We start from the raw sequence: 18,494 nt of genomic DNA on the forward strand, positions 1-18,494 counted from the left end.
GCGCGCGTGGTGCGGTCGCGCCCGTTCGCCGCCACGGTCGCCCACGAAGACGCGCGGCCAACTGGTCGAACAATGATCGCGGCGCGCCGTCCGTCATCCCGACGTCGCCTAGCCCCTGCCCCCGTGAACACAAGGCGTTTGTCGCCCGCGGGCCAGGCTGTCATGCGAATGTTTTATTTGGTTCACCGTTCTGTCGCTTCACCAACATCATAGTGTCGCAAGATTAGACCAATTCCGGCGTCGGCGCCGCCGCATTCCCGGCTGGCGCGATTCTCGCTTCTGGGGGACACGCCATGCTCGACACGCCCGACAACAGCCTTGCCTATAGCGACGGCGATATCGACACCAACCCCAGCCTGCGCGAAACGCTGAACGATCTGGTCGCCCGGCGCTATTCGCGCCGCGACACGATGCGCAGCGGCACGTCGGCCGCCGCGATCGCGGTGTTCGGCGGCTCGCTGCTCGCGGCGTGCGACGATGACGGCAGCACGGCGAATGCGGAAGCGTTGAGCGTCAGCGCGGGCACGCAAGGCACCGCATCGGCCGGTCGCGTCGTCACGCTGACCGGATCGGCGACCGGCGGCACCGTCACCGGACAGAGCTTTACCCAGGTGTCGGGCCCGACCGTCACGCTAGCCAATCCGAACAGCAGCAGCGCGACCTTCATCGCGCCGGCGGTAGCGACCAGCACGCCGCTGACCTTCCGCTACACCGCCACCAATACCAACGGCGTCGCGTTCCAGGCGGATACGACCGTCAATGTCGCGCCGCCGTCGCTCGGCTTCCAGTCGGTCGCGCGCAATCGCAACGACGTCGTCACGGTGCCGGCCGGCTATTCGGTGAGCGTGCTCTATCGCATGGGCGATCCGATCGCGGCGGGCGTGCCCGCCTATCGCAACGACGGCACCGACACCAACTTCGCGCAGCGCGCCGGCGATCACGGCGACGCGCTTTATTATTATGGCCTGGCCGCGACCGGCACCGCGCGCGACGACAACAACAGCACACGCGGTCTGCTGGTGATGAACCATGAGAACATCACCGAGCAATATCTGCACGCCAATGGCCCGACCACGCTGGCGGGCGGGGCGCGTCCCGAATCCGAAGCAACGATCGAAATCGATCTGCACGGGCTGAGCATCGTCGAGGTCGTGCGCGGCACCGACGGCCGCTGGAGCTATGTCCAGGCCAGCCCGCTCAACCGGCGCATCACGCCCAACACGCCGATGGCATTCAACGGTCCCGTGCGCGGCAACGCGCTGATCCAGACCGTCTTCTCGCCCACTGGCGTCGCGGGTCGCGGCACGATCAACAACTGCGCCAATGGCTATACGCCGTGGGGCACCAACATCACCTGCGAGGAAAACTGGGCGGGTTATTTCCGTCGCCCGGCTGCCGCCGACAATCCCCGCCGCACCGCGCGCGAAGTGACCGCGCTGACCCGCTACGGGGTGACGAGCACGACCGGCAATTACGGCTGGGCGTCGGTCACGCCCGCCGATCCCGCCAACACCAATTTCCGCAAATGGGACGCCCAGGCGACCGGCAGCAGCGCGACTGCCGACTATCGCAACGAGCCCAATCAATATGGCTGGTGCGTTGAGGTCGATCCCTATGACCCGACCTCCACGCCGCGCAAGCGCACGGCGCTGGGCCGCATGAACCATGAAGGTGCCTGGCCGTCGCGCTTCGTCGCGGGCGTTCGCCCGGCCTGGTACATGGGCGACGATGCCCAGAACGAATATGTCTACAAGTTCGTGTCGGCGACGCCCTGGGCCGCCGCCGATGCCCAGGCGCCCAACCGGCTCGCGATCGGCGACCGATATCTCGACAACGGCACGCTCTATGTCGCGGTGTTCAATGCGGACGGCACGGGCGCGTGGCGTCCGCTGGTGTTCGGCCAGGGCCCGCTGACTGCCAGCAACCCGCTCTATGCGTTCGCCGACCAGGCCGATGTGCTGACGCACGCGCGTCTGGCCGCCGATGCGCTGGGCGCGACGCCGATGGACCGCCCGGAATGGACCGCGGTCAATCCGGTCACCGGCGAAATGTACCTGACGCTGACCAACAACGCCAATCGCCGCGTCCCCGGCGACACGGTGACGTCGAGCCAGCGGCTGGTCGATGCGGCCAACCCGCGCGTCTATGTCGATCCGCCCAGCACGTCGCGCGGCAACCGCAACGGCCACATCCTGCGCCTGCGCGAAACCGGCAACACGTCGGAAGCGCTCACCTTCACCTGGGATATCTATGCCTTTGGTGCGGGGTCGGATCTCGACGCGACCAACATCAACCTGTCGGGCCTGGATGCGACCAATGACTTCTCCAGCCCCGACGGGCTGTGGTTCGGCCGCCCGACCAATCCGTCGGGCCAGGTGATGCCGCTGCTGTGGGTGCAGACCGATGACGGCGCCTTCACCGATGTCACCAACAACCAGATGCTGGTCGGCATTCCCGGCACGGTCGGCGACGGCGCCAGCCGCACGGTGACCAACACCGCGGCGAACGGCACCTCCTCGACCGTGACCACGCTGATCGGTCGCACGCCCGGCACGACGCTGCGCCGCTTCCTGGTCGGACCCGTCGGCTGCGAGATCACCGGGGTGGACTCGACCCCCGACGGCCGCACCCTGTTCGTCAACATCCAGCACCCCGGCGAAGGCGGCAGCGTCGCCAACATCACCAGCAACTGGCCGGCGAGCCAGACCGGCCCGGCGGCCGGCAGCCGCCCGCGTTCGGCAACGGTGGTGATCACCAAGGACGATGGCGGCGTCGTCGGTTACTGACCCGACGTCGGCATCACAAAATCGCGGGCATGACAAAATCGGGCGACGTCGGCCAGGCCGGCGTCGCCCGATTTGGATTCACCAAACGGCCGTAAGCGATCAGCTTTCGGGTGCGCCTGCGGCCGGCGCGTCGCCGGCGGCGGCGGCACTCACCACGTTTGCGCTGCCGTCCGGGTTGATCTGGATGACATGGCTCGCGCCGTCCTGACAGGTGGCGCGCCAGACGCCGGGGCTGTCGCTGCCGATCGGCACGGTCGCGGTCACGCCCTGGCACGCGATCCCGGCATCGCGGATCGCGCGGATCATCACGCCGTTGCGCTGACCCTCGTTCAGCTTCGCCACTTCGGCCTGATAGTTGAGCGTGGTTTCGGTCATGTCGTTGCGAGCGACGTCGGGCGAAGACTCGCATCCGGCGATCAGGAGCATCGGTGCCATCCAATATCCGCGCATTGCATCCTCCGTTGCAGCGAAACTCAGGGTCGATACGCGCGCAGGAATAGCGCGGTTCCATGCCGGACGCGCGCCTCGATTTCGGCCTTGCTCATCCGGTCGCGCACCCCGAACTTCAATTCGACATCGGCAAAGCCCTTCCACAGCGCCATCAGGTCCTCCGCTGCACGCGCCGTGTCGTCGATTTCCACGAGCCCCGCCTCCCTTGCCTTGCGCAGCACACTCGCCAGTCGCTCGCGGCACTGGCCGGGGCCCGCGTCGAAAAAGCGCGATGCCAGCGTGGGGAGATGCGCAATTTCCTGCGGCAGCATCCGGTCGAGCGCGACATGCGCGGAATCAAACAGAAAGCCCAGGAGATTGCGGCCAAAGGCGTTGAGCAGCCCTTCAAAGTCGCCCTTGCGCGGGGTGTCGGCCAGGATCGCGGCCTCGATCTCGTCGGTGCGCGCCTTGACGACATGTTCGAACAGCGTCTCCTTGTCGGTGAAGCGATTGTAGATCGTGACCTTCGACACCCCGGCGCGGGCGGCGATATGTTCGATCGTCGCGGCGTTGAAGCCGCGTTCGAGAAACGTCGCCAGCGCGGCGGCGATGATTGCATGATGCTTGGCCGGATCGCGCGGCCGTCCCGCCCCGCTTCGTTTCCCCTCGCCCGGCTTGTCGACTACTGCGGCCATTGCCTCGGATCATGCTCCGTTTTCGTTTCGAAAAAAACAATACGTTGACGTTCACTAATTGTGGGGTATGTGAACGCGAGCGTACAGCTTTGAGTCGCTATACGCGCGAACGGGGAAAAAGTCGCCACGATCTGGATCGCGATCCGGATGCTCACGGGGGACCGGGTCAAGTTCATTGGCCTGGTGTTCGGCGTCGCCTTCTCGACGCTGCTGATCACCCAGCAATTGACGATCTTCGTCAACCTGCTGCTGCGCGGCGCGGCGGCGGTGCATGAGGTGTCGACCGCGAACATCTGGGTGATGGACCCGGCCGGGCGGACGCCCGACGTCACGTTGCCGATGCCATCTACCGACCTGCAGCGCGTGCGCGGCGTGCGCGGGGTCGCCTGGGCCACGCCGATGATCCGCTCCGGGGCCAATGTGCGCACGCCCGAAGGCGATCTGGAGCCCGTGTCGGTGATCGGCGTCGACGATTCGACGCTGGTCGGCCTGCCGCGCACGATGCTGCGCGGCACGCGCGAATCGCTGTTCGAGCCCGATGCCGTGTTCATCGACGGGGTTGGCGGGCGCAAGCTTTTTGCGTCCGACGAGGCCGCGATGAACGTCCGGCTCGAGCTGAACGATCAGCGCGCGGTGGTCCGGGGCATCGTCGATGCCAACCCAACCTTCACCTCGACCGTCATCCTCTACACGCGCTATTCCAACGCGCTGAATTTCCTGCCCGGCACGCGCAACCGGCTGTCGTTCGTGCTGGTGCGCGCCGTCGATGGCGAGGCACCCGCCACCGTCGCCGCGCGCATCCAGCGCGAGACCGGGTTGCGCGCCCGCACGTCCGACCAATTCGCCCGCGACGGCATCGATTACATCATTCAGAACACCGGCATTCCGATCAATTTCGGCATCACCGTCGCGCTGGGCGTCATCGTCGGCATCGCCATCGTCGGCCTGACCTTCAGCCTGTTCATCCGCGACAACATCAAGCAGTTCGGCGCGCTGAAGGCGATCGGGGTGACCAACGGCAAGATCCGGCTGATGGTCGCCGCGCAGTCGGCGCTGGTCGCGCTGATCGGCTATGGGCTGGGCCTGATCATGGCGGTGATGTTCGTCGTCTCCGGCGCGACCAATTCAGACACGTTCAAGGGCTTTTACACCCCCTATCAGATCCCCTTGATCGCCGCCGGCACGGTGGTGGTGATGATCCTGCTCACCGGCTTCCTGGCGCTGCGCCAGGTGCTCAAAACCGAACCGGCGGAGGTGTTCCGGTGAGCGCGGACATCGCCATTCGCGTCGAGCACGTCGCCAAGGATTTCCCGGTCGGCGACGACAGGATTCGCGTGCTGCACGACATCAGCGTCGACGTGAAGTCGGGCGAGCTGACCTATCTGGTCGGCGAATCCGGATCGGGCAAGACGACGCTGATCTCGATCATCGCGGGCATCCTCTATCCGACCGAGGGGCAGGTGAACGTGTTCGGCACCGACATCTATCGGCTGACCGACACGCAGCTGGTCAAGTTCCGGCTGAGCACGATCGGCTTCATCTTTCAGCAGTACAACCTGATTCCGTCGATCAGCGCCGCCGCCAATGCCGCCGTCCCGCTGATCGCCTCCGGCGTACCGCGCAAGGAGGCGATCGAGCGCGCGCGCGACCTGCTCGACAAGCTCAACATCGGCAACCAGGCCGACAAGCTGCCGCGCCAGCTGTCGGGGGGCCAGCAACAGCGCGTCGCGATCGGCCGCGCGCTCATCCATTCGCCGCGCCTCGTCGTCTGCGACGAGCCGACCGCGGCGCTCGATGCGCGTTCGGGCCGCCGCGTCATGGACCTGCTGCGCGAGGTTGCGCTGGCCCAGGACCGCGCGGTCATCATCGTCACCCACGACAACCGCGTCTTCGACCTCGCCGACCGCATCCTGGCGATGGAGGACGGCCGCATCACCCATGACGGCAAGGAAATGCCGAAGGATCACGGATAAGACCATGGCAAAACTCAGCTTTTCGCGTCAAATCCTGCCCGTCGTCGCGATCGTCGGCATCATCGTCGCCGCGATCCTGGTGGCCCGCAGCCAGCCCGATCGCGGCATGACCCAGCCGGTCGAGACCCCGGCCCAGGCCCCCGCCGCCCAGCGTGGCGGCAGCGTGGCGGGCTCGGGCGTCGTCGAACCGTCCAGCGAGCTGATCGAAGTGGGGGCGTTCATCCCCGGCGTGGTCGACCGGGTCTATGTCCAGGCCGGCGATCAGGTCGCGGCGGGTCAGCCGCTTTTCTCGATCGACAGCCGCGACGCCCGTGCCGCGGTGAACGAGGCGGAAGCGCGCCTCGAGCGCCTGCGCCGCAGCGTCGCGGCAGCGCGCACGACGCTGAACGTCGCGCGCCGCCAGCTCGCACTCTACAGCTCCGTCACCGACGAACGCGCGGTGTCGCGCCAGGAGGTCATCGATCGTCAGGGCGTGGTCGAGGACGCGGAGGCGCGGCTCGCCGTGGCGCTGGCCGAGGTGCGCGAGGCGGAGGCGCAGCTTGAATCCGCGCGCGTCACGCTCGCGCGGCTGACCGTCCGGGCGCCGCGCGCGGCCGAGGTGCTGCAGGTCCGCACGCGCGAAGGGCAATATGCGACTGCCGGGCCGGCGCCGGGCAATTCGGCCGAGCCGCTGTTGACGCTGGGGGTCACCCGCCCGCTGCACGTCCGCGTCGACATCGACGAGAATGAGATCGACAAGGTCGCGCTCGAACGCGGCGCGATCATCAGCCCGCGCGGCAATGCCACGAGCCGCATCCAGGCCAGCTTCGTGCGCGCCGAGCCGCTGGTCATTCCCAAGCGGTCGCTGACCAACGCATCGACCGAGCGGGTCGACATCCGCGTGCTCCAGCTGATCTATGCGCTGCCGGCCGAGGGGCATCAGCTGTTCGTCGGGCAGCAGGTCGACGCGTTCGTCCCCGCGCGCCGGGCGAGTGCCGCGAAATGAGCCGCCGGCACCTGTTGAGCGGCCTCTCCGCGACCGCGCTGGCGCTCGCCGCCTGCGCCCCGGTCGAACGGCCGCCGGCGCCCGGCAGCATTGCCCTGCCCGATGCCTTCGCGCTGCTCGATCGCCAGGCCAGCGCGAGCGGCACGCTGCCCGATCTGCTGCCCAGCCAGGACCCGGCCTTTGTCGCGCTGAATGCTCGCGCGATGGCGGACGCGCCGGAGCTGGCGATCGCGGTGGCGCGGATCGATGCCGCCCGCGCGGGGCTGCGCGGCGCGGGCGCGGAACGCTTGCCCAACATCACGGCTGGCGGCGATGGATCGCGGCGGCGAATCAGCGCCGCTCAGTTCGCCGGCCTGCCCGACGGCATCGAGATCCAGCGCTATGTCAGCAATTTCAGCGCGTCCGCTGATGCCAGCTGGGACATCGACCTGTTCGGGCGACTGCGCGCCGGACAGCGCGCGGCCGCCGCGCGGCTCGACGCGGCAACGGCGGATGCCGCGGCGGTGCGGCTTGCGCTCGCCACCGACATTGCCCGCGCGGTACTCGATTATCGCGATCTCGCCGGGCGCACGGCGCTGGTCCGCGACGATCTGGCGAGTGCGGATGCGCTGGCGGAAGTGACGGGCGTGCGCGCCCGGGCGGGCATCGTCCCCGGATTCGACCTGGTTCGCGCCCAGTCGCTCGCCGCCGAAGCGCAATCGCGGCTCGACGCGATCGCGGGCGAGCGCGCCGCGATCATCGGCCGATTGGTCACGCTGACCGGCGCGCCCGCCGATACGATCCTGGCGGCCCTTGAGCCGGCGCAGCCGGTGCCGGCGATCACCCCTGGCCTGCCGACGCTCGAAGTGCCGTCAGTGCTCTTGCGTCGCCGTCCCGACGTCGCGGCGGCCGAACGCCGCCTCGCCGCTGCCGATGCCGATATCGCAGCCGCCGCGGCCGAGCGCTTCCCGACGTTCAGCATCACCGGCAGCATCGGCCTGCTCGCGCTGGCGTTCGGCGACCTGTTCAACGAGGAGGCGATTACCGGGTCGCTCGGCGGATCGATCGCCGGGCCGCTGCTCGATTTCGGCCGCATCGGCGCCCGGATCGACCAGCGCGAGGCGGAAGCGCGCGAAGCATTCGCCACCTATCGCCGCGCGCTCTTCACCGCGCTGGGCGAAACCGAAGCCGCGCTCGGCGCGCTCGACGCAGCCGCGAAACGGGCGGGCGCCCTGTCGCGCCAGGCCGAACTCGACCGTGACGCCGCGCAGCTAGCACGCGAACGCTATCGCCGCGGCCTCGATACCTTCCTCACCGTCCTCGACGCCGAACGCACCAGCTACGCCTCGCGCCAGTCGGCGATCACCGCCCAGGCGGAAGTCGCGCGCGCACGGGTGGCGCTGTATCGGGCGGTTGGCGGGGAAGGCTGAGGGGGCGGTTGCGCACGTCCTTCGATACGCCGCTTCGACAGGCTCAGCGGCTACTCAGGATGAGCGGTGTTTGGCTTACGGTGGGAAGATTTTCCAGACCGCTCATCCTGAGTAGCGACTAAGCCCTTCGACGCCGCCTGCGGCGTCGCTCAGGATAAACTTCGGCTTTGCCGAAGCCGAAGGCGCGTATCGAAGGACATTCTCGGCACCCCCCTCCCCAACCCCCACGAACCGCGCTATGGAACACAGCGTGAACGAAGCACCGATCCGCAAGATCATCCATGTCGACATGGACGCCTTCTTCGCGTCGGTCGAACAGCGTGACGATCCCGCGTTGCGCGGCCTGCCGGTCGCGGTGGGTGGCGGCACGCGCGGGGTGGTCGCGGCGGCCAGTTACGAGGCGCGGCGCTTTGGCGTGCGCTCGGCCATGCCGTCGGTCACCGCGCGGCGGCTGTGCCCGGACCTGATCTTCGTCAAGCCGCGCTTCGACGCCTATCGCGCGGTCAGCGAACAGATCCGCGCGATCTTCCTCGACTATACCCCGCATGTCGAACCGCTGAGCCTCGACGAAGCCTATCTGGACGTGACCCACGACCTGAAGGGCATCGGGCTTGCCACCCCGATCGCGCGTGAAATCCGGGCCCGCATCCGCGCGGACACCGGGCTGACCGCGTCCGCCGGCGTCTCCTACAACAAGTTCCTCGCCAAGCTGGCATCCGACCAGAACAAGCCCGACGGGCTGTGCGTGATCACACCCGACCGCGCGCTCGATTTCGTCGCGGGGTTGCCGGTCAAACGCTTTCACGGCGTCGGCCCGAAGACGGCGGAGCGCATGGCGCGGCTGGGCATCCACACCGGGCTCGACCTGCGCGGGGTGGAGATGAGCGTTCTCGAACGGCATTTCGGCAGCAGCGCGCGCTACTACCATGATCTCGCGCGCGGCATCTGTCACCGCCAGGTGCGCGCCGACCGCGAACGCAAGTCGATCGGCGCGGAGGACACCTTCGCCACCGACCTGTCCGACCCCCGCGCGCTCGGCGAAGAGCTCGACCGCATCGGCGCAACGGTATGGCGGCGGATCGCGGTCAAGGACGATGTCGCCGGCCGCACCGTCACGCTGAAGGTCAAATATCAGGATTTCCGCATCATCACCCGTGCCCGCTCGCTCGACCGGCCGGTGCGGGACGAAGCCGAGTTCGTGGCGGTCGGCCGTGACCTGCTGGCCAGCGTGTTGCCGGTGCCGAAGCCGGTGCGGCTGCTGGGGCTGACGCTGTCCAACCTGTCTCGTGGCGCGGTGGTGGCCGACCCGATCGCGCCGGAATTGCCGTTAAGGTAAAGTTTCTCGACTTCGCTCGAAACGAACGGAAACGCGGAGAAGCGTGAAAATGAATCCGTTCGTTTCGAGCGAAGTCGAGAAACGTGCTCCCTACCTCGCCCCACACCCGGCCGGCCGCGGGCGCAGCAACGCCCTGCCCGCCCGTGCGCCGGTCGCCTGGTCGCGCGCCAGTGCCAATACCCCGTTGACGAAGAGCGCGTCGACGCCGACCGCCGGCACGCGCGGATTCACATAGTCGGCGCGCGGCGCATAGCGATCGGGATCGATCACGACGACGTCGGCGAAATAGCCGGGGCGCAGATAGCCGCGTTCGGCGATGCGATAGATGTCGGCGACCGCGCCGCTCGACCGGCGGATCATGGTGGCCAGATCAATCACGCCCCGCTTGCGGACATATTCGGCATAGAGCCGCGGATAGGTAGCGTATTGGCGCGGATGGCCGTTCGACCCGTCCGATCCGCTGACCACCCAGGGCTGACGCATGATCAGGTCGATATCGGCGTCGATCATGTTGAACGACGCGACGCCGGTACCCGCCGCGCGATCGCCGTCGGCGCTGGCCACGCGCAGAATCCGGATCGCGGCATCGATCGGGTCGACGCGCCACTGCGTCGCCATCTGCTCCAGCGTCTGCCCGGTCCATGGATGCCCGGCGCTGGTCAGCAACAAGCTGGCGGCCCCGCCGCGCCGGCGCAGATTCTCAGCCATCTCCGCCTTGATCCGCGCCAGCGTCGCCGGCGCATCGAACCGGGCGATCATTGTGCGATAGCCGCCATCGACCGCCCAGCGCGGCACGAGCGCGGCGTCAAGGCTGGAGCCCGATGCATTCCACGGATACTGATCCGCCGTCACGTCGATGCCGTCGCGCCGTGCCGCCTCGATCTCCGCGATCAGTTGCGGCGCCTGGCCATGCACGTCGACGCCCAGCGCCTTGAGGTGCGCGAAATGCACCGGCAAGCCGGCCTCGCGCCCGATCTGGATCGCTTCGCGCACCGAGGCGATCAGGCCGATGGTGTAGCTCGATTCATCGCGCTGATGGGTGTCATAGATGCCGCCGCGCGACGCAGCCTCGCGGGCAAGCGCGATCACTTCGTCGGTCTTGGCAAAGCTTTGCGGGGCATAGAACAGGCCGGTCGAGAAACCGAGCGCGCCCTGGCACATCGCATCGGCGACCAGCGCGCGTTCGCTAGCCAGTTCCTCCGGCGTCGGTGCCCGGTCGACTTCGCCCAGCACGCGCGTGCGCACTGCGCCGAAGCCGACGAACGCCGCGACATTGGTGCCGACGCCGCTTTGCGCGATCTTGGTCAGGTCGGCAGCGACATCGGGCGTGCCGCCGCCGTCGACCCCGTGGATGATCGTCGTCACCCCCTGCGCCAGCCAGGGCAGGTTCTGGCGGGCGACGGGATCGTCCGAGCGGATATAGCTGTCGGGGTGGGTGTGCGGGTCGATGAAACCCGGCGCGACGATGCGGCCGGCGGCGTCGATCACCTGCTTGCCGGGTGTTCCGCGCGACGGACCGACATAAGTGATCCGGTCGCCGGTCAGTTCGACATCGCCGACCACCGGCGACCCGGTGCCGCCGTCATAGATGGTGCCGCCGCGAATGACGACGTCTGCGGTCGCCGTAGTGCTCGGCGGCAACGTGGCGCACCCGCTGGCGGCCGCCAGCAGCACCCATGCCCAGATCCGATTGCGCTTCATTCCGCCGGTTCCTTGTTCCGTGGCATCAGCGTCGTACGCGCCTGCGCGGCCTTTTCGACCGCATTGCGGCTGAACGGCAGCTTCTGCATCTGCCCGGTGATCCATGGTGAGTAATGATCGCGATAATGCGGCGATGCGGGGTCCGCCGACTGACCGGGCAGGTTGAGGTAGAGGCTGTCGTCCCAGTTGCCGACGTCGATCACCTGAAGGTAGCTCGCCCCGCCCGAGGTCCGATAGCCGCGCGACGGCACCCAGCGGGCGTTGACCGTGTAGTTGTCGCCGCCCGACTCCCCGCCCTCGATCGGCGGAAATGCCGCCGCGATGGCGGGAATGCGGGCCAAGGGATGCGCGATGCGCACCTGATGCAGCTTGCCCCAGCGCCACGTCGCGGGGTCCGGTCCCATCAGCTTGACCGCCTCCGCCCATGCGGACGCCAGCGCCTGGTCGAACAGGCGGTCGCGCACCGCCGCCGGGTTCGCGCCCAGCCGGGGATCCGCGTCGCGCATCACCCGGATCAGCTCGCCCGCCGCGATCGACGGCACCAGCTCGCGCGCGGCCGGCGGCACGACCGTGTCGAGAATGCGCGTGCCAAGGTCCGCCCACAGGATGCGGAACAGCGCGGCCGCGGCACTGCCCGCGCCAAGCTGGCCATCCCAGCCGCGCAGCATCGCGGCGGCCGGAGCGGCAGCGTCGCTGACCCTGGCGGGGATCAGCGCGACAAGCTGGCGCGCGGGCGTCGACAGCACGTCCTGCTGCAACGCCGCGCTGTCGGCGATGCCGTGCCGGGGCTGGGCCTCCAGCACCTCGACGATACGCTCGTAGCGATAGGGTTCGCGGAAGGAGAAGGCGAGCGGACGTTCGCGCATCGGATAGTCGGGCGGGATGTTGTCCTGGTTGGCGGAGGCAAACCAGCCCCGTGCGGGATTATATTCGCGCGGCAGTGCCTCCGCACCGATGCGCCCCGTCCAGTCATAGCGCCCGTCGCCGGGGGCGGGCAGCAGGCCGTCATGTCCGCCCTTGCGCAGCGGGGCCATGCCGATCACCTGCCAGCCATGATTGCCGTCGATGTCGGCATAATGGAAATTGGTCGGCGACGGGTGCAGCCGGAACGCCTGTTTCAAATCCTCCCAGTCGCGCGCCAGGTTGATCGCGATCATGGCGAAGCCGCCCATCGCGCCGGGCATCATCGTCACGCTCGACATGGCGGCGGCGCGGCGCGCGGCGGCATCGTGGCGCAGCACGGGTCCATGCACCGAATAGCGCATGCGGATCGTCTGCGCCGGCGCGTCCTTGACCGCGATGGTTTCCTCGACGGTCGCGAACCGCTTCCAGCCGCCGGCGTGGCGATAGCGTTCGGGATCGGCCGGATCGAGTTCGAGGATGAACAGGTCGTTCTGGTCGTTGTGCGAGTTGGTCCGCCCGAACGCGAAGCGGTCGGTGTGCCCCTGCATGATGCCGGGCAGCCCGGGGGAGCCGCCGCCGATCACGTCCAGTCCCGGGGCGGTCAAATGCGCGACGTGGCGCGGCGCGAAGCCGCCGATGCCCAGATGCGGGTCGTTGGCCAGGATCGGCCGCCCGGTCGCGCTGCGCCCTGGGCCCACCGTCCAGGCGTTCGATCCGGCATTGTCCGGGCCCGCGGATGGCGCGTCCGGATCACGCACCGGGCTGGGTGTCGCGCCGAAGGGCAGCGCGCCCTCCGCGGTCACGAGGACGCCGAGGTCGCGTTCGGAAATCGACGCGACATCCAGCCCGTCGGGCACACGAAGCCGCCACGCCGGACGGAGCGGCGCGACCAGCGTGTCGAGTTCCAGCATCCCGAGCGCGGCCAGCCGGGCGCGCCGGATTTCGTCGTCGATGTTGCCGATCGAGGCGCCGCGCTGAAGCACCAGATCGCGCACGTCCCATTTCATCGGGCGCGCACCGAGGATGCCATACTCGGCCGGCAGCAGATCGGGGTCGGCGATGACCTCGTCGATCCGCGCATTGACGCCCGCCACATAGCCGCGCGCGCACGCCAGCACCTCCGCCGGCACCTTGGCCAGTTCGGCATCCAGGTCACCGCGATAATGAAACAGGCGTTCGGCGTGATCGTTCGCGACGAAAGCCGGGCCGAATGCCTCCGCCAGCCGCCCCATGGCGCGGCGATGGCCAAGGTCAAGCTGGAACAGGCGGTCGCGGGCCACCGTATAGCCCTGGCCGAAAAACGCGTCGGCCTTCGTCGTTGCGCGGATGTGCGGCACGCCGAAACGGTCGTCGACGATCTCGATTTGCCCGGCGATCCCCGCAACCTGCCGCCGCCGCTCGGGAAGCTTCACGCGCACCCCATTGGTCTGCATCGCGCGCGCGGCTGCGGCCGTGGTGAGGACGAGCGCGGTCCCGCCAAGAAAGATGCGGCGATTCAATTTCATCCGGGCTTCCCCCTGCTCTGGCCCCAAGATCGTGGCCCGTACCGTCACCGGCGGGCTGATGCCCAAGCGTATCGACCCCAAAGCTATCGCAACCCGACGGCAGGTCATATGGTAAGCGTTGGCCCGGGCATGCCGGAAAGCTATGGTCCATCTGCGCGGCCTGCGTGCCAAACCGCAGTACGCCGAACCCGTCCATTGCCTTTGGTTATGGTGGATGTAACGCAAAGAAAACCGGCAATGCTTGACGTGCTTCCTTGCCGACCGGCACGATCCGGCACTTGGGGGAGGCCATGCGTCAAATGGGAAATTGCCGGGGCGACCAGATATCGGCTTCACCGCGATCCGCCGCGACGTCGCGGCGGGGCTCAAGGGCGGCAGTCACCCCGCATCGCTTTCATGACGATCGAGCACGACGAACCGGAACCGGTTCGTCACGCGTGACGCCAACAGGCGCAGCGACATTGCGGCTCGGTATCCGGCACGCGCGCCGCCCGATACCGTCTCAGGAATTTTAAGGGGAATGAAGATGCAAGCGACCGTCCAGCTTCGCCGCCGCCCGGGGCGCTACGCCCTGCATGCCAGCATCACCGCGATGGCGCTCGTCGCCCTGGCTCCTGCGACGGCGATCGCCCAGACCAGCGACCCCGCCCCCGCGGAACAGGAGGATGACGCACAGTCGCGTGACGATATCGTCGTCACAGGCACCCGCGTCATCCGCGACGGCTTTCAGGCACCGACCCCGCTGACCGTGCTGACCCAGCAGGACATCCAGAACCAGTCGCCGACCAACAATATCGCCGATTTCGTCAACCAGATCCCATCGGTCGCAGGCAGCCTGCGCCCCGCCAATTCCCGCCTGGCGATCAGTTCGGGCCTGGCGGGCATCAACGCGCTCAACCTGCGCGCGCTGGGCGAGATCCGCACGCTGGTGCTGCTCGACGGCCGCCGTTCGCCGGGATCGAGCGTCACCGGCCTCGTCGACATCAACACCTTTCCCCAGGCGCTGGTCCAGAGCGTCGAGATCGTCACGGGCGGCGCCTCAGCGGCCTATGGCTCCGACGCGGTCGCGGGCGTCGTCAATTTCGTGCTCGACAAGAAATATGAAGGGCTGAAGGTCGCGATCGACAGCGGCATCACCGGCGAGGGCGACGGGTTCAACTATTCGTTCAGCGTTGCAGGCGGCCTGAAGTTCGCCGGCGGGCGCGGCCACGTGCTGGTGAGCGCCGAGCTCGCCAAGCGCGACGGCATTTTCCAGGTCGATCGTGACTGGAACCAGTTCGGCTTCCGCACCATCCCCAACCCGGCCTTTACCAACACCAACGGCCTGCCCCAGAATCTGGTGGTTTCCGGCGCGGGCACGGCCAACGCCCTGCCCGGCGGCATCATCAACAATTCGGCGGGGGGTGTGGCCAACCGTCTGCGCGGAATTTATTTCGGCCAGGGCGGGTCGGTGAACCAGTTCCAATATGGCGCGCTCAATTCGCCCGCGCTGGGCAGCGCGGGCGCGCCGACCCTGACCCAGGGGGGCGACTGGCAGCTTGCCGACAACAGCCGCAACATCGGGCTGGACGCCGCCGATGACCGCCGCGGCATCTTTGGCCGGGTGAGCTACGAGGTCGCGCCCTGGGCGGAAGTCTATGCCGAGGCCGCCTATAACTGGCAGGAATCGGACTTCAACGCTGGGCCGCAGCTTTCGACCGCCGTGACGCTTCGGTCGGACAACGCGTTCCTGATCAACACGCTGGGTCCGGCGCGCCTCGCCGGCATCACGTCGGTGACGATCGGCACCACCGCGGTCGACCTTCCCGTCCGGCGCAACAACAACCAGCGCGACGTCCAACGCTATACGATCGGCGGCGGCGGCGATTTCGAGATGTTCGGCAAGCGCGCGGTGTGGAGCGCCTATGCCCAATATGGCGAGACCAACACGCGCGAACAGCTTCGCAGCATCATGAACACCAATCGCATCGCCTTGGCGACCGATGCGGTGTTCGCGCCTGCCGGAAATGCCGCCGGCATCGCCGCGGGGACAATCGTGTGCCGATCGACGCTGACGGCCCCGACCAATGGCTGCGTGCCGCTCAACCGGCTCGGCATCAACGTCACGAGCCAGGCGGCGATCGACTATGTGCTCGGCGACCCCTATCGCGAACAGAAGCTGCAGCAGACCGTCGCCGGGGTAAACCTGTCCTTCACGCCGTTCGCGACCTGGGCGGGCGATGTCAGCATCGCGGTCGGCGGCGAGTATCGGCGCGAGGAAGTGTCGGGCTTCGTGCCCACCGAGTTCCAGACCGGCTGGTCGGTCGGCAACTTCCTGCCGACCTTCGGCGACTATGACGTGAAGGAAGCCTATTTCGAAACCGTCGTGCCGCTGGGCGGCGGCGTCGAGTTCAACGGCGCGGTGCGCGCGACCGACTATTCCACGTCCGGCTATGTCACGACATGGAAAGTCGGCACGACCTGGCAGCCGATCGAGGATCTGCGCTTCCGCGTTACCCGGTCGCGCGACATCCGCGCGCCCAACCTGAACGAACTGTTCCAGGCGGGTACGTCGCGGACCAACACGCTGACCGATCCCTTTCCGGAACCAGACCGCGTCGGCGTGACGTTCCGCGAAACGACGACGGGCAACCTCAACCTCGATCCCGAAATCGCGGATACGACCAGCGTCGGCGTGATCTTCACCCCCCGCTTCCTGCCCGGCTTTTCGGCTTCGATCGACGCGTATCTGATCGAGCTCGAGGGCGCGATCGGCCAGTTCTTTGCCCAGGACATCATCAACCGCTGTTTCGAGGGCCGCCAGGAATTCTGCGCCGCCTTCGGCCCCGACCCGACCGGCGACCGCGAGCTGTTCTTCCGCGCCAGCCCGTTCAACTTCGCCAGCATCACCAATCGCGGTATCGACATCGATGCGAGCTACCGCATCCCGCTCGACACCTTCTTCGCCAACAGCGAAGGCACGTTCACGCTGCGCGGCCTGGCCACCCGGTATATCGACAACATCACCGACAGCGGCGTCAGCATCCCGGTCGACACGGTCGGGGCGAATGGTGGCGGCGGTCTGCCCGAGTGGATCTTCCGCTTCAACGCGGTCCTCGACACCCCGAGCTACACGATCACCGGCACCGCCCGCGGCGTGAGTTCGGGGACCATCTCCAACAACTTCATCGAATGCCAGACCACCTGCCCGACCGGGCGGCCGGCGGCGATCGTCTCGCAATTCCCGACGATCGACGACAACAGCGTCTCCGGCCTGTTTTACGTCGACCTCAACCTGACCGCGAAACTCAACATCAACAATCAGGGCGATGGCCAGGTCTTCCTGAACATCACCAATCTGTTCGACCGCGCGCCGCTGCTGCTGCCCGAGGGCGGCCTGTCGGCCAATACGACCTATTCCGACCTGCTCGGCCGCGCGTTCCGCGTGGGTATCCGACTGCAGACCAAGTAACGTCGTGCGGCGGGGGGCCTGACCCGGCACCCCGCCGCCCCGTCGGACTGGGCGCGTCCAAGCGTGCCCATCACGCCCGGCGCGAAGAGCCCGGGGAAACATGGCCTCCCCGCCGCGTTGAAGGGTGAACAACCCCGCGCGGAAAGGATTGCCATGCCCATCGCCCTCAAGCCGATCGCCGACCAGACGATCGTCATCACCGGCGCCTCATCGGGCATCGGCCTGGCCACGGCACGTCGTGCCGCGCGCGCCGGGGCACGCGTGGTGCTCGCCGCGCGCAACGGCGACGCGCTGCGTGAGATCGTCGAAGGGATCGCCCTGTCCGGTGGCAAGGCGGCCTGGGTCGCGGTCGACATGGCCGACGACGATGCGCCACAACGGATCGCCGCGGTCGCCGATGCCGAGTTCGGCGGCTTCGACACCTGGGTCAATAACGCCGCGACCGCCATCTACGCCCGGCTTGACGATACGACGATCGACGAGCAGCGCCGCGTCTTCGACGTCGGCTATTTCGGCGTGGTCCGCGCATCCCTGTTTGCGGTCGACCGGCTGAAGGCGCGGGGCGGCGCATTGATCAACGTCGGATCGGTCTTGTCCGAGCGGGCAGTGCCGGTGCAGGGTGCCTATTCGGCCATGAAGCATGCGGTGCTGGGCTTTACCGAGGCGCTACGCACCGAGGTGGGCGCCGATGGCCTGCCGGTGTCGATCACGCTGATCAAGCCGCATGGCATCGACACGCCCTACCCCGAGCATGCGCGCAACAAGATGGACCGGCCAGCCCGCATTCCGCCCGTCGTCTATGACCCCGAGCTGGTCGCCAAGGCGATCTGCCACGCCGCGACGACGCCGCGACGGGAACTGGTCGTGGGGGGCCAGGGCTTCCTGCTGACGCTGGGCGGCAACCTGTTCCCCGCAGGCGCGGACTGGTTCACCGAACGCTTCATGACCGAACGCGGCCAGTCGATCGACCAGCCGCCCGAAGACGGCACCAGCGACAACCTGTTCGAGCCCCGTAAGGATGGGCGCGAGCGATCGAACCAGGATATTTTCGTGCGCAAGACCAGCCTGGCGCTCGAGGCGCAGATGCGTCCGATGCTGACCACGGCCGTCGCGATCGGGGCGGCCGGCGCGCTCGCATGGATCATGCTTCGCCCCACACGGCCCGGCGCGCGCACGCCGGCCGCGGGGGCGGCCGTGCCGGGTGCGCACCAGCCGGACGGAACCGACAGCTCGGCATCGTTCGACGCACGCATCGCCGATGAAATGACGATCCCGGACGCTGTGCCGGCGGCCTAGTCAGGCCGACCCGTGTCACGAGAGA

General features: G+C 68.0%; 12 protein-coding genes. 8 read left to right on the plus strand and 4 right to left on the minus strand.

Annotation, left to right across the window (positions count from 1 at the left end):
• The first annotated feature begins 293 nt into the window (after positions 1-293).
• Positions 294-2,786: a PhoX family protein gene (locus tag AX676_RS01835; RefSeq protein ID WP_066482467.1), complete on the plus strand. Its 2,493-nt coding sequence runs from the start codon at positions 294-296 to the stop codon at positions 2,784-2,786.
• Between the two features lie 99 nt (positions 2,787-2,885).
• Here AX676_RS01835 and AX676_RS01840 read toward each other — a convergent pair whose 3' ends face one another.
• Positions 2,886-3,221 carry a hypothetical protein gene (locus tag AX676_RS01840; RefSeq protein WP_156437830.1) on the minus strand — a complete coding sequence of 112 codons (336 nt, stop codon included), beginning with the start codon at positions 3,219-3,221 and terminating at the stop codon, positions 2,886-2,888.
• 38 nt (positions 3,222-3,259) lie between these two features.
• The gene (locus AX676_RS01845; RefSeq protein ID WP_066482471.1) at positions 3,260-3,910 is read right to left on the minus strand and encodes a TetR/AcrR family transcriptional regulator; all 651 of its coding nucleotides are present in this window, start codon (positions 3,908-3,910) and stop codon (positions 3,260-3,262) included.
• Positions 3,911-4,057: 147 nt separating this feature from the next.
• Here AX676_RS01845 and AX676_RS01850 point away from each other — a divergent pair, with 147 nt between their 5' ends.
• The 5 genes from AX676_RS01850 (at position 4,058) to dinB (ending at position 9,613) form a co-directional block, all read left to right on the plus strand.
• Positions 4,058-5,176: an ABC transporter permease gene (locus AX676_RS01850; RefSeq protein ID WP_066482474.1), complete on the plus strand. Its 1,119-nt coding sequence runs from the start codon at positions 4,058-4,060 to the stop codon at positions 5,174-5,176.
• Positions 5,173-5,883 (plus strand): ABC transporter ATP-binding protein, encoded by a 711-nt coding sequence (locus tag AX676_RS01855; protein ID WP_066482475.1) that lies wholly within the window; start codon positions 5,173-5,175, stop codon positions 5,881-5,883. Before AX676_RS01850 ends, AX676_RS01855 begins: the two co-directional genes overlap by 4 nt.
• Positions 5,884-5,887: 4 nt before the next feature.
• Positions 5,888-6,868, plus strand: coding sequence for an efflux RND transporter periplasmic adaptor subunit (locus AX676_RS01860; protein ID WP_066482477.1), 981 nt, complete (start codon positions 5,888-5,890; stop codon positions 6,866-6,868).
• A complete protein-coding gene (locus AX676_RS01865; RefSeq protein WP_066482479.1) occupies positions 6,865-8,277 on the plus strand; it encodes an efflux transporter outer membrane subunit in 1,413 nt (470 codons plus the stop codon). The genes AX676_RS01860 and AX676_RS01865 overlap by 4 nt, the downstream gene beginning before the upstream one ends.
• Positions 8,278-8,515: 238 nt before the next feature.
• A complete protein-coding gene (gene dinB, locus AX676_RS01870) occupies positions 8,516-9,613 on the plus strand; it encodes a DNA polymerase IV (protein WP_066482482.1) in 1,098 nt (365 codons plus the stop codon).
• Between the two features lie 90 nt (positions 9,614-9,703).
• Here the strand turns inward: dinB and AX676_RS01875 are convergent, their stop codons facing one another.
• Positions 9,704-11,314: an N-acyl-D-amino-acid deacylase family protein gene (locus AX676_RS01875; RefSeq protein ID WP_066482484.1), complete on the minus strand. Its 1,611-nt coding sequence runs from the start codon at positions 11,312-11,314 to the stop codon at positions 9,704-9,706.
• Positions 11,311-13,722, minus strand: a complete 2,412-nt coding sequence (locus AX676_RS01880; protein ID WP_082730949.1) for a penicillin acylase family protein — start codon at positions 13,720-13,722, stop codon at positions 11,311-11,313. The genes AX676_RS01875 and AX676_RS01880 overlap by 4 nt, the downstream gene beginning before the upstream one ends.
• Before the next feature lie 520 nt (positions 13,723-14,242).
• Between AX676_RS01880 and AX676_RS01885 the strand changes: the two genes are divergently transcribed.
• Positions 14,243-17,173, plus strand: coding sequence for a TonB-dependent receptor plug domain-containing protein (locus AX676_RS01885; RefSeq protein ID WP_231726110.1), 2,931 nt, complete (start codon positions 14,243-14,245; stop codon positions 17,171-17,173).
• A 153-nt stretch (positions 17,174-17,326) separates the two neighbouring features.
• Positions 17,327-18,469, plus strand: a complete 1,143-nt coding sequence (locus AX676_RS01890; RefSeq protein ID WP_082730950.1) for an SDR family oxidoreductase — start codon at positions 17,327-17,329, stop codon at positions 18,467-18,469.
• Positions 18,470-18,494 lie beyond the last annotated feature (25 nt).

The sequence above is a fragment of the Sphingomonas sp. CCH21-G11 genome, from assembly GCF_001555965.1.
In the GTDB taxonomy this organism is placed as follows: Bacteria; Pseudomonadota; Alphaproteobacteria; order Sphingomonadales; family Sphingomonadaceae; genus Sphingomonas.